9 protein-coding genes are annotated in these 12,037 nt (G+C 53.4%); 8 read left to right on the forward strand and 1 reads right to left on the reverse strand.

The genetic code is table 11. From position 1 onward, the window contains the following. Window positions 1-13 precede the first annotated feature (13 nt). From atpD to glmS, 5 genes are all read left to right on the forward strand, one after another. Window positions 14-1,396 carry a F0F1 ATP synthase subunit beta gene (gene atpD / locus ACLD3P_RS19620; protein ID WP_000190499.1) on the forward strand — a complete coding sequence of 461 codons (1,383 nt, stop codon included), beginning with the start codon at window positions 14-16 and terminating at the stop codon, window positions 1,394-1,396. A 20-nt stretch (window positions 1,397-1,416) separates the two neighbouring features. Further along, the gene (locus ACLD3P_RS19625; RefSeq protein ID WP_001251971.1) at window positions 1,417-1,836 is read left to right on the forward strand and encodes a F0F1 ATP synthase subunit epsilon; all 420 of its coding nucleotides are present in this window, start codon (window positions 1,417-1,419) and stop codon (window positions 1,834-1,836) included. A gap of 229 nt (window positions 1,837-2,065) precedes the next feature. Next, window positions 2,066-2,764, forward strand: coding sequence for a Bax inhibitor-1 family protein (locus tag ACLD3P_RS19630; RefSeq protein WP_001528291.1), 699 nt, complete (start codon window positions 2,066-2,068; stop codon window positions 2,762-2,764). Window positions 2,765-3,083: 319 nt separating this feature from the next. Further along, entirely contained in the window at window positions 3,084-4,454 is a 1,371-nt protein-coding gene (glmU, locus tag ACLD3P_RS19635) for a bifunctional UDP-N-acetylglucosamine diphosphorylase/glucosamine-1-phosphate N-acetyltransferase GlmU (protein WP_079944695.1), read from the forward strand. 188 nt (window positions 4,455-4,642) lie between these two features. Then, window positions 4,643-6,472: a glutamine--fructose-6-phosphate transaminase (isomerizing) gene (glmS, locus tag ACLD3P_RS19640; RefSeq protein ID WP_000334059.1), complete on the forward strand. Its 1,830-nt coding sequence runs from the start codon at window positions 4,643-4,645 to the stop codon at window positions 6,470-6,472. A gap of 150 nt (window positions 6,473-6,622) precedes the next feature. On the opposite strand, the gene ACLD3P_RS19645 is transcribed toward glmS, so the two are convergent. Then, entirely contained in the window at window positions 6,623-8,380 is a 1,758-nt protein-coding gene (locus ACLD3P_RS19645; protein ID WP_411006634.1) for an SgrR family transcriptional regulator, read from the reverse strand. Window positions 8,381-8,474: 94 nt separating this feature from the next. Between ACLD3P_RS19645 and ACLD3P_RS19650 the strand changes: the two genes are divergently transcribed. The 3 genes from ACLD3P_RS19650 to pstS all read left to right on the forward strand — a co-directional run bounded on the left by ACLD3P_RS19650 (window position 8,475) and on the right by pstS (window position 11,922). Beyond that, window positions 8,475-9,293: a shikimate 5-dehydrogenase gene (locus ACLD3P_RS19650; RefSeq protein ID WP_000166707.1), complete on the forward strand. Its 819-nt coding sequence runs from the start codon at window positions 8,475-8,477 to the stop codon at window positions 9,291-9,293. Between the two features lie 48 nt (window positions 9,294-9,341). Continuing rightward, on the forward strand, window positions 9,342-10,715 hold the full coding sequence (locus ACLD3P_RS19655) for a fructose-specific PTS transporter subunit EIIC (protein ID WP_000162546.1): 1,374 nt from the start codon (window positions 9,342-9,344) through the stop codon (window positions 10,713-10,715). A gap of 166 nt (window positions 10,716-10,881) precedes the next feature. Next, entirely contained in the window at window positions 10,882-11,922 is a 1,041-nt protein-coding gene (gene pstS, locus ACLD3P_RS19660) for a phosphate ABC transporter substrate-binding protein PstS (RefSeq protein ID WP_000867131.1), read from the forward strand. Window positions 11,923-12,037: the final 115 nt, after the last annotated feature.

Here is a 12,037-nt window from a genome sequence, read left to right on the forward strand (position 1 = left end):
TAGAGGATTTAAGATGGCTACTGGAAAGATTGTCCAGGTAATCGGCGCCGTGGTCGACGTCGAGTTCCCTCAGGATGCCGTACCACGCGTGTACGATGCCCTTGAGGTGCAGAATGGTAATGAGAAGCTGGTGCTGGAAGTTCAGCAGCAGCTTGGCGGCGGTATTGTGCGTACCATCGCGATGGGGTCTTCTGACGGTCTGCGTCGCGGTCTGGATGTAAAAGATCTCGAACACCCGATCGAAGTCCCGGTAGGTAAAGCCACGCTGGGTCGTATCATGAACGTCCTGGGCGAACCGGTCGACATGAAAGGCGAGATCGGCGAAGAAGAACGTTGGGCGATTCACCGCGCAGCGCCTTCCTACGAAGAGTTGTCAAACTCTCAGGAACTGCTGGAAACCGGTATCAAAGTTATCGACCTGATGTGTCCGTTCGCGAAGGGCGGTAAAGTCGGTCTGTTCGGTGGTGCGGGTGTAGGTAAAACCGTAAACATGATGGAGCTTATTCGTAACATCGCGATCGAGCACTCCGGTTACTCAGTGTTTGCGGGCGTAGGTGAACGTACTCGTGAGGGTAACGACTTCTACCACGAAATGACCGACTCCAACGTTATCGATAAAGTATCCCTGGTGTATGGCCAGATGAACGAGCCGCCGGGAAACCGTCTGCGCGTTGCACTGACCGGCCTGACCATGGCGGAGAAATTCCGTGACGAAGGTCGTGACGTACTGCTGTTCGTCGATAACATCTATCGTTACACCCTGGCCGGTACGGAAGTATCCGCACTGCTGGGCCGTATGCCTTCCGCAGTAGGTTATCAGCCGACTCTGGCGGAAGAGATGGGCGTTCTGCAGGAACGTATCACCTCCACCAAAACCGGTTCTATCACCTCCGTACAGGCGGTATACGTACCGGCGGATGACTTGACTGACCCGTCTCCAGCCACCACCTTTGCGCACTTAGATGCAACCGTGGTACTGAGCCGTCAGATCGCATCCCTGGGTATCTACCCGGCCGTTGACCCGCTGGACTCCACCAGCCGTCAGCTGGATCCGCTGGTTGTTGGTCAGGAACACTACGACACCGCGCGTGGCGTTCAGTCCATCCTGCAGCGTTATCAGGAACTGAAAGACATCATCGCCATCCTCGGTATGGATGAACTGTCTGAAGAAGATAAACTGGTGGTAGCACGCGCGCGTAAAATTCAGCGCTTCCTGTCCCAGCCGTTCTTCGTGGCGGAAGTATTTACCGGTTCTCCGGGCAAATACGTTTCCCTGAAAGACACCATCCGTGGCTTTAAAGGCATCATGGAAGGCGAATACGATCACCTGCCGGAGCAGGCGTTCTACATGGTCGGTTCCATCGACGAAGCCGTGGAAAAAGCCAAAAAACTTTAACGCCTTAATCGGAGGGTGATATGGCAATGACTTACCACCTGGATGTCGTCAGCGCGGAGCAACAAATGTTCTCCGGTCTGGTCGAGAAAATCCAGGTTACGGGTAGCGAAGGCGAACTGGGGATTTACCCGGGGCACGCGCCGCTGCTCACCGCCATTAAGCCTGGTATGATTCGCATCGTTAAGCAGCACGGTCATGAAGAGTTTATCTATCTGTCCGGCGGCATTCTGGAAGTGCAGCCTGGCAGCGTGACCGTTCTGGCGGATACCGCGATTCGCGGTCAGGATCTCGACGAAGCGCGAGCCCTGGAAGCGAAGCGTAAAGCCGAAGAGCACATTAAGAGCTCGCACGGTGACGTGGATTACGCTCAGGCGTCTGCGGAACTGGCCAAAGCGATCGCTAAACTGCGCGTTATCGAGTTGACCAAAAAAGCGATGTAACACCGGCTTGAAAGCATAAAACCAGTCTGATTGCGGACTGGTTTTTTTTTATCCTCTCAATTTTTATTCGATAAACTAGCAACGACAAAAACAAGCGGCTGAAGGCGACGCGTTTTCAGCGACAGCGCTGTTTTCATTAAATCCTTCTTTCTGTCATTAGCATCTGCACATTGTGCGAAGAAGGAAGGAATGGATGCGTTTTTATTGCATAAAATGAGGGATTATTACTATGTCATTTCAGCCATCCTTTGCGGGTCCACAACCCGACTCAAGGATTGATCGTACTACCTTTATTCGTCGCGCTTATCTTCATCTCGCCGTCGCCATCGTCGGTTTTATCGTATTGAGCGCGGCGTGGAGTTTTATAGGGGTCGGGGAGTATGCGCTTGATGTGCTGCTGGCTGGTGGAAGATATAGCTGGTTGGTTGTTCTCGGCGCTTTTATGCTGGTGGGAATGCTGGCGACCCGTCTGGCGGATAATACGGGGACTAATCAAACGCAACTTATCGGGCTGGGGATTTATGTGTTGGCAGAATCCCTGATTTTTGCCCCCCTGTTAACGGTGGCGGCGTATATTAACCCGTCGAGCATTGGCGCGGCGGCAATAACGACTCTGTTGCTGGTCGGCGGCCTGACGTTTACCGCTTTTTCCATAAAAAAAGACTTTTCTTTTCTGCGCTCGTTTCTGACTATGGCTGGGTTCATTGCTTTTGGCGCGATTATTGCCAGCGTCATCTGCGGCTTCTCGCTGGGCGTCTGGTTTTCTGCGCTAATGGTACTGCTGTGCGCGGGGTTTATACTTTACGACACTTCTAACATTATTCACCATTACCCTACCGATCGCCCTGCTGGCGCGGCATTACATCTGTTTGCTTCTATCGCAACCATGTTCTGGTATATTTTGCGGATTTTTATGTCGCGTAATTAAGTAAAAAATACGCGCAACGGAAAACCAGCGGCCTCTGTCGCTGGTTTTTGCTTTTCTGACTCCCCTGCGCTTTATTACGTTATCTTCTTTATTTATGGAGTAAAAAAACAGCAAAAACATCGGACTACGTTGCCAATACGCGGGTGTTTTTACTTTTCAGGAGACAAGAGGCGCGGTAATGAACGAAAATGATTCATTAGCAGGCGGGGATGTTATCCCGGTGAGCGTTTTATCCTTCTTCCATTTTACGATGAAAAAAATGTAGTATTTTCAACGTGAAACAGTATAAATTCGTTCTCAAATTACAGTCAGGACGCGTATGTTAAATAGTGCTATGAGCGTAGTGATCCTTGCCGCAGGTAAAGGCACGCGCATGTATTCCGATATTCCTAAAGTGCTGCACACGCTGGCGGGTAAATCCATGGTGCAGCATGTCATTGATGCAGCTACTAAATTAGGGGCCGCACAGGTTCATCTGGTCTATGGCCACGGTGGCGAGTTGTTAAAACAGACCCTGAAAGATGACAAGCTGAACTGGGTGCTTCAGGCGGAACAGTTGGGAACAGGTCACGCAATGCAGCAGGCCGCGCCCTTCTTTAGCGACGATGAAGATATTTTAATGCTTTACGGCGACGTGCCGCTGATTTCGGTTGAAACCTTACAGCGCCTGCGCGATGCCAAACCGCAGGGTGGTATTGGGTTATTAACCGTGAAGCTGGACGATCCGAGCGGCTATGGCCGTATTACGCGTGAAAACGGTAAAGTGACCGGCATCGTTGAACATAAAGACGCCACTGATGAACAGCGTCAGATCCAGGAAATTAACACCGGTATTCTGATCGCCAACGGCGCGGACCTGAAACGCTGGTTGTCTAAGCTGACTAACAATAATGCGCAGGGTGAATATTACATCACAGATATCATCGCGCTGGCTTATCAGGAAGGACGGGAAATCGCCGCGGTGCATCCGGCTCGCATCAGCGAAACGGACGGCGTGAATAACCGTCTACAGCTTTCTCGTCTGGAGCGTATTTACCAGGCCGAACAGGCGGAGAAACTGCTGTTATCCGGCGTTATGTTGCGCGATCCGGCTCGTTTTGATCTGCGCGGTAATCTGGCTCACGGGCGTGATGTGGAAATTGACGCTAACGTTATCATCGAAGGTAACGTGACGCTCGGTCACCGCGTGAAGATCGGCGCGGGCTGCATTATTAAAAACAGCGTTATTGGCGATGACTGCGAAATTAGCCCATACAGCGTGGTGGAAGATGCGCATCTGGAAGCGGCCTGCACCATCGGTCCGTTTGCTCGCCTGCGTCCAGGCGCGGAGCTGTTAGCGGGCGCTCACGTCGGCAATTTTGTTGAGATGAAAAAAGCGCGTCTGGGTAAAGGTTCTAAAGCCGGTCATCTGACCTATCTGGGCGATGCGGAAATTGGCGACAACGTGAATATCGGCGCGGGGACCATCACCTGTAACTATGATGGCGCGAACAAATTCAAAACGGTTATTGGCGACGATGTGTTTGTCGGCTCCGATACCCAACTGGTGGCGCCGGTTACTGTTGGTAAAGGGGCTACCATCGCCGCAGGGACTACCGTCACCCGTAATGTAGCCGACAATGAGCTGGTATTAAGCCGCGTGCCGCAGGTGCATAAGCAAGGCTGGCAGCGTCCGGTGAAGAAAAAGTGATTTTGTAGGCCGGATAAGCGTCAGCGCCATCCGGCAGACCGGAGATGAGAGGATAAAATAATCCTCCGCTCCATGAGCAGTACTTATAAAAATAACCCCACTCTCTACAAGGCTCGGGGCGCCCGCAACGACGGGCATACAGGTCAGCGACAACGCATGGCGTAATGCCATAATCAGGAAATAAAACTATGTGTGGAATTGTTGGCGCTATCGCGCAGCGTGATGTAGCTGAAATCCTTCTCGAAGGTTTACGTCGTCTGGAATACCGCGGATATGACTCTGCCGGTCTGGCCGTGGTTGATGCAGAAGGTCATATGACCCGTCTGCGTCGCCTCGGTAAAGTCCAGATGCTGGCTCAGGCAGCGGAAGAACATCCTCTGCATGGCGGCACCGGTATTGCTCACACGCGTTGGGCGACGCACGGTGAACCTTCAGAAGCTAACGCGCATCCGCATGTTTCTGAACACATTGTGGTGGTGCATAACGGCATCATCGAAAACCATGAACCGCTGCGTGAAGCGTTAAAAGCGCGTGGCTATACCTTCGTTTCTGAAACCGACACCGAAGTGATTGCACACCTGGTAAACTGGGAACTGAAACAGGGCGGTACTCTGCGTGAGGCTGTTCTGCGTGCTATCCCGCAACTGCGTGGTGCGTACGGTACAGTGATCATGGATACCCGTCACCCGGATACCCTACTGGCGGCACGTTCTGGTAGCCCGCTGGTGATTGGCCTGGGTATGGGCGAAAACTTTATCGCTTCTGACCAACTGGCGCTGTTGCCAGTGACTCGTCGCTTTATCTTCCTTGAAGAGGGCGATATCGCTGAAATCACTCGCCGTTCGGTAAATATCTTCGATAACACCGGCGCGGAAGTAAAACGTCAGGATATCGAATCCAATCTGCAATATGACGCGGGCGATAAAGGTATTTACCGCCACTACATGCAGAAAGAGATCTACGAACAGCCGAACGCGATTAAAAACACCCTTACCGGGCGCATCAGCCACGGTCAGGTGGATTTAAGCGAGCTGGGACCGAACGCCGATGAACTGCTGTCGAAGGTTGAGCATATTCAGATCCTCGCCTGCGGTACGTCTTACAACTCCGGTATGGTTTCCCGTTACTGGTTTGAATCGCTGGCAGGTATTCCGTGCGACGTTGAAATCGCCTCTGAATTCCGCTATCGCAAATCTGCAGTGCGTCGTAACAGCCTGATGATTACCCTGTCACAGTCTGGCGAAACCGCAGATACCCTGGCTGGCCTGCGTCTGTCGAAAGAGCTGGGATATTTGGGCTCTCTGGCCATTTGTAACGTGCCGGGATCTTCGCTGGTGCGTGAATCCGATCTGGCGCTGATGACCAACGCGGGTACGGAAATTGGCGTAGCATCTACCAAAGCCTTTACCACCCAGTTAACCGTGTTGTTGATGCTGGTGGCGAAACTGGCGCGTCTGAAAGGTCTGGATGCGTCCATTGAGCATGATATCGTTCATGGCCTACAGGCGCTGCCGAGCCGTATTGAGCAGATGCTATCGCAGGACAAACGTATAGAAGCCCTGGCGGAAGATTTCTCCGACAAGCATCACGCGCTATTCCTCGGTCGTGGCGATCAATATCCGATTGCGCTCGAAGGCGCGCTGAAGCTGAAAGAGATCTCTTACATTCACGCGGAAGCCTATGCTGCAGGCGAGCTGAAACACGGGCCGTTGGCGCTGATTGACGCCGATATGCCGGTGATTGTGGTGGCGCCGAACAACGAACTGTTGGAGAAACTGAAATCCAACATCGAAGAAGTTCGCGCGCGTGGCGGTCAGTTGTACGTCTTCGCCGATCAGGATGCGGGTTTCGTCAGCAGTGACAACATGCACATCATTGAGATGCCGCATGTGGAAGAGGTCATTGCGCCTATCTTCTACACCGTTCCGCTGCAACTGCTGGCGTATCACGTGGCGCTGATTAAAGGCACCGACGTTGACCAGCCGCGTAACCTGGCGAAATCGGTTACCGTAGAGTAAGTACAAATGTAGTACCAAGCAGAAGGCCGTCGATAGACGGCCTTTTTTTGTGCGCCGTGACAGGCGCTGTTCTTTCTCTATGGTGGCTGAAGAGCGACTAAGAGGTGCTACGCCTGCCTGCGCTACGGGCACCCGGTCACATTCTCTTCTTTAAGGCCCTGGCTCAATCCAGGTGGATCGGAAATCAAACCACCCCAGGTTATTCAGGTGGATCCCCCTGGCCCGGTCGGGGCCTTTGAGTCGCATCCAGTGGTGAAAAAGCGGTTGTAGCCAGCCTGAACGGGTGGTTTCCCTGACCAGTTGTTCCGCGCTGATTGTTTCGGCATGCCACTGGGTTTCCCATTGGGCCAGCAGCGCATCATCCCCACCGCTGATGGCGTGGCGCAGTAAAGGGGAGCCCAGCAGCCATGTACCGACGTTCCACTCTTCGGGAATGGGGAAATTAACTGTCCCCAGCCAGAGATCAACCTCGGCCTTGCCGCTTGCCCAGTCATCATAATTCAGTGCAACGCCCTCAAGTAAAATGCCCTGCTGGCGCATGATCTTTTGCATGATATCCAGAAGCATTGGAAATTCAGGGTGCTGATCGTGATAGGCCAGACGCAGTTTTGCGTAGAGCGACGACGAGATAAAAGGTGAACAGGCCGGGCCCGCCTCAATAGTATGAAACCAGGAGGACAGCAGGCTGCCGCCCGGTACCCAGAAGGGGCGAATTGCCTCACTCAGATGCTGGAGTAAGGCGTAAGGGCTGAGTGTTTCCCGCAGCCAGCGGCGATGTTCGGCGGTATGCCAGTGCGGGGAGCGGCTGTCGCATAATAAAAAATATCCTCCACGCTCGAGAAACATCTCGCGCAGGTTGTCAGAAGGTTTGCCTGATACCTGGCTAAGCCGTCCGGAAACGTAATCCTCATCGCTCAGGCTGGAGCTGAGCCAGGCTGCCGTGTCGTTATCCGACAGCGATTCCGCCAGATTGTCTGTCTCCGTTAAATTCGGCCAGATAAAGACCTCCACTTCATCCAGCAGCCCGCGCAGACCGAAATAGTGGTCAAAGGCCTTCATTTGCAGATGAAAGCCATTGTTTTCCACCACCTCATAAGGGCCAGTCCCCACAGGATGTGCCGGGAAATCAGCGCGTTGTGTATGGTCAGGCGGTAGGATCATGGCATCAATATGGCTGAGCAGTAGCGGCAGTCGGTTATCCGGGTGCGCCAGCGTAATTTCAAGGCTCAGCGGCCCGGTGGCCTGAATGGTCTGCAAGTGCGAGAACAACGGCAGCTTAGCGCTGCGGGTCAGTGAAGCGATAACCGCGTCGATCGTCAGCTCCTGACCATCATGCCAGAGGACGGCGGGGCGCAGATAAAAACGCCAGCGCAGTGGATCAATCTGCCGCCAGTGGTGGGCAAGATCGGCTTCGACTTCACCTTTTTCCTCATTTATGCGCGTCAGGCCGCTAAAAATCTGCCTGACCAGATGCTGCTCAGAGCGACGCAACGGTATGCCGGGGCACAGCGACGGCATTGTCCGGTAATAGGGGATGCACAGCCGCTGATAGTCTGCCCGCACGCTATAGCCCAGCTTTGAACGCAGCAGTTGCGCCACCTGGTGCTTATTTTTACCCAGCAGTTGAATGGCCTGATCAACATGACCAGACTCCAGCAACTGCTCCGCCTTTTCGCTTAACAGCTGTTCTGGTTTATAGCGCAGGTGAAGCCGGGCGCGATGCCCACGTCCGGCCTGTGATTGCCAGATGAGCCACTTTGCCTCCTGCATCTGAAGCAACAGATTACGCATATGTCGCCGGGTGCAGAACAACACATCCGCCAGCTCCTGTAGCGTCACGCTAACGGGCTTGTCGCCATAGTGCTGGAGTAGCTTTAAGTATTTTTGTTCAGTGTGCCGGGTTGCCATAAAAGGTGAAATTTCCCGAACGGGAATGAGCAATTTTTAATATCCCCTTTTTAGCCGATGATTTTCTCTATCGCAACTTCTATGAGGATTCATCATGACAAAGCGCATTAATAAAGATACTCAGGTCTGCATGTCCCTGGCGGCACGCCCGAGTAACTTCGGTACACGCTTTCACAACTATCTGTACGAAGCGCTGGATCTCAATTATCTCTACAAAGCCTTTTCGCCGACCGATCTTACGCAGGCCATTAGCGGCGTGCGCGGTCTGGGGATCCGTGGGTGCGCGATCTCTATGCCATTTAAGGAAGCCTGCATTCCGCTGGTGGATGAACTGGATGCTTCCGCTCAGGCCATTCACTCAGTTAATACCATTGTGAATACCAATGGCCATCTGAAGGCGTACAACACCGATTACATTGCAATAGCTCGCTTGCTGGCGAATTACAAGGTCTCTCCCGACCTGGTGTTTGCTTTGCGTGGCAGCGGTGGTATGGCAAAGGCGGTGGCCTGCGCGCTGAAGGACGCGGGGTTTACCCGTGGTTATATTGTCGCGATTGATGAAGCGTCAGGTAAACAACTGGCCGAACTCTATGGCTATGAATGGCGCCCGGATACCGACGGTATTGAAGCCGATTTGTTAATTAACGCCACGCCTATCGGAATGGCTGGCGGTAATGATGCCGACAAACTCTCTTATTCCGAACAAGAAGTGGATAAGGCGAGCGTTATCTTTGATGTGGTGGCGCTACCGCCCGTCACGCCGCTAATCCGCTACGCCCGTGAATGCGGTAAAACCGTGATTACCGGTTCCGAAGTGTTTGCTATTCAGGCCGTGGAGCAATTTGTCCTTTATACCGGGATTCGCCCGGATGACGCGCTGTTCCAGAAAGCCGCGGCCTGGTCACGTCTGTAACATTTTTTCCCGCTTTTTCTTTAAATTAAAAGAACAGGGTACCCTACTATGACTAAAAAAATTGTTGCTGTGACGGCCTGTCCGACGGGCGTCGCCCATACCTTTATGGCGGCAGAAGCGTTGGAAATTGAAGCCCGCAAGCGTGGTGACTGGATCAAGGTTGAAACCCGCGGTTCCGTCGGGGCGAAGAACACGCTGACCGCGGAAGAGATAGCGCAAGCGGATGTGGTGATTATCGCGGCGGATATTGAACTGGATCTGTCAGGCTTTGTTGGCAAAAGACTCTATCGCACCAGTACCGGCGCGGCGCTAAAAAAGAGTGCGCAGGAAATGGATAATGCTTTCAATAGCGCCGAGGTCTATCAGGGGAGTGCCGGGCGCTCTTCTTCAGCTGGTAAAACAGAGCTACCTGGCGTTTATAAGCATTTAATGACCGGCGTATCCCATATGCTTCCTTTGGTGGTGGCGGGAGGATTGTGTATCGCACTCTCTTTTGTCTTCGGTATCCAGGCCTTCAACGAGCCGGGCACGCTGGCGGCTGCGCTATTTCAAATTGGTGGTAAGGCGGCCTTTGCGCTGATGGTGCCGGTACTGGCTGGGTTTATTGCCTTCTCAATTGCCGATCGTCCGGGTCTGGCCCCGGGGCTTATTGGCGGGATGTTGGCCAGCCTGTGCGGTGCTGGTTTCCTGGGAGGGATTGTGGCCGGTTTTCTGGCCGGTTACAGCGTACGGTTTCTGGCGCAAAATATTAAGCTGCCGGCGTCGATGGAAGCGCTTAAACCTGTGCTGGTTCTGCCGCTACTGTCTACGCTGATTACCGGCCTAATCATGATTTACGTGGTGGGTGGCCCCGTTTCTGCAGTGATGGAAGGGCTGACGACGTTCCTGGGGAATATGACCTCTACGAATGCTATTTTGCTGGGAATGTTGCTGGGCGCAATGCAAGGTTTTGACCTTGGCGGGCCGGTGAATAAAGCTGCGTATACCTTCGGCGTCGGTTTACTGGCTTCTCATTCTTATATGCCAATGGCGGCCATTATGGCGGCAGGGATGGTACCGGCATTAGGAATGGGCGTCGCAACCTGGGCGGCCAGAGCGAAATTCAATGCCGCTGAGCATGAAGCGGGTAATGCATCCTTTATCCTGGGGCTGTGCTTTATCTCTGAAGGGGCGATTCCCTTCGCCGCGCGTGACCCGATGCGCGTCATCCCTTCTACGATGGTCGGTGGCGCAATCGCCGGGGGACTGTCCATGTATTTCGGTTGTACACTGATGGCGCCACACGGCGGCCTCTTTGTCCTGGCGATCCCACATGCGGTGGAACATGTGATGCAGTACCTGCTCTCGATTGCCTTGGGCACGATTGTCTGCGGCCTGATGTACGCGCTGTTGAAACCGTCTGTGGTTGCGCAAACAGTTTAATTCATCTCCCCCTGCAGGCTGGTCTGGTGTCTCCCCGGGCCAGCTTTTTTTATTTCCATTGTCATCAAACCGTCATAATCAAGACATATAACTGTCATCAATTTGTCCTATTTTGCTCATCGTAGCAACTCAAACAATGATTTACCGAAACCGTGCAGGAGACATTATGAAAGTTATGCGTACCACTGTCGCAACTGTTGTCGCCGCGACCTTATCGATGAGCGCGTTCTCTGCCTTTGCAGCAGCAAGCCTGACAGGTGCCGGTGCAACGTTTCCTGCGCCGGTGTATGCCAAATGGGCGGATACCTACCAGAAAGAAACCGGTAACAAAGTCAATTACCAGGGGATAGGCTCTTCCGGCGGCGTGAAACAAATCACCGCGAATACCGTTGATTTTGGCGCTTCCGATGCGCCGCTGTCTGACGAAAAACTGAATCAGGAAGGCCTGTTCCAGTTCCCGACGGTGATCGGCGGCGTGGTGCTGGCGGTGAATATTCCAGGCCTCAAATCCGGCGAACTGGTGCTGGATGGTAAAACACTGGGTGACATCTACCTCGGTAAAATCAAAAAGTGGGATGATGAAGCCATCACCAAACTGAACCCAGGCGTGAAGCTGCCTTCTCAGAACATCGCTGTGGTGCGTCGCGCTGACGGTTCCGGTACTTCCTTCGTGTTCACCAGTTACCTGGCGAAAGTCAACGACGAGTGGAAATCGAAAGTGGGCGCGGGTTCTACCGTGAACTGGCCAACCGGCCTGGGCGGTAAAGGTAACGACGGCATCGCGGCATTTGTACAGCGTCTGCCAGGCGCTATTGGCTACGTTGAGTATGCGTATGCCAAGCAGAACAACCTGGCCTACACCAAACTGGTTTCTGCCGACGGTAAACCGGTAAGCCCGACGGAAGAGAGCTTCTCTAATGCGGCGAAAGGCGCAGACTGGAGCAAAACCTTCGCGCAGGATCTGACCAACCAGAAAGGTGACGATGTGTGGCCAATCACCTCCACCACCTTTATCCTGGTCCACAAAGCGCAGAAGAAACCTGAGCAGGGTGCTGAAGTGCTGAAGTTCTTCGACTGGGCCTACAAAAATGGCGCTAAGCAGGCGAATGATCTGGACTACGCCAGCCTGCCGGATAACGTTGTTGAGCAGGTTCGTACCGCCTGGAAGACCAGTATAAAAGACAGCAACGGTAAGGCGCTGTATTAATTAACGAATTGGCGGATGGCGCTACGCTTATCCGCCCTACGGTTTCGACCGCAGGCCCACGTTGTAGGCCGGATAAGCGTAGCGCCATCCGGCAGGGGCAACGTCGTAAAACGCG

The organism is Salmonella sp. 741265073_HBA (assembly GCF_046569105.1).
GTDB classification, from domain to species: domain Bacteria; phylum Pseudomonadota; class Gammaproteobacteria; order Enterobacterales; family Enterobacteriaceae; genus Salmonella; species Salmonella enterica.

What these genes read in the sequence shown, in the direction of transcription:
- ACLD3P_RS19625 (WP_001251971.1), top strand. Translation starts at nt 1,417, where the DNA reads ATGGCAATGACTTACCACCTGGATGTCGTCAGCGCGGAGCAACAAATG.
- pstS (WP_000867131.1), top strand. Translation starts at nt 10,882, where the DNA reads ATGAAAGTTATGCGTACCACTGTCGCAACTGTTGTCGCCGCGACCTTA.
- ACLD3P_RS19645 (WP_411006634.1), bottom strand. Translation starts at nt 8,380, where the DNA reads ATGGCAACCCGGCACACTGAACAAAAATACTTAAAGCTACTCCAGCAC.
- ACLD3P_RS19650 (WP_000166707.1), top strand. Translation starts at nt 8,475, where the DNA reads ATGACAAAGCGCATTAATAAAGATACTCAGGTCTGCATGTCCCTGGCG.
- atpD (WP_000190499.1), top strand. Translation starts at nt 14, where the DNA reads ATGGCTACTGGAAAGATTGTCCAGGTAATCGGCGCCGTGGTCGACGTC.
- glmU (WP_079944695.1), top strand. Translation starts at nt 3,084, where the DNA reads ATGTTAAATAGTGCTATGAGCGTAGTGATCCTTGCCGCAGGTAAAGGC.
- ACLD3P_RS19655 (WP_000162546.1), top strand. Translation starts at nt 9,342, where the DNA reads ATGACTAAAAAAATTGTTGCTGTGACGGCCTGTCCGACGGGCGTCGCC.
- glmS (WP_000334059.1), top strand. Translation starts at nt 4,643, where the DNA reads ATGTGTGGAATTGTTGGCGCTATCGCGCAGCGTGATGTAGCTGAAATC.
- ACLD3P_RS19630 (WP_001528291.1), top strand. Translation starts at nt 2,066, where the DNA reads ATGTCATTTCAGCCATCCTTTGCGGGTCCACAACCCGACTCAAGGATT.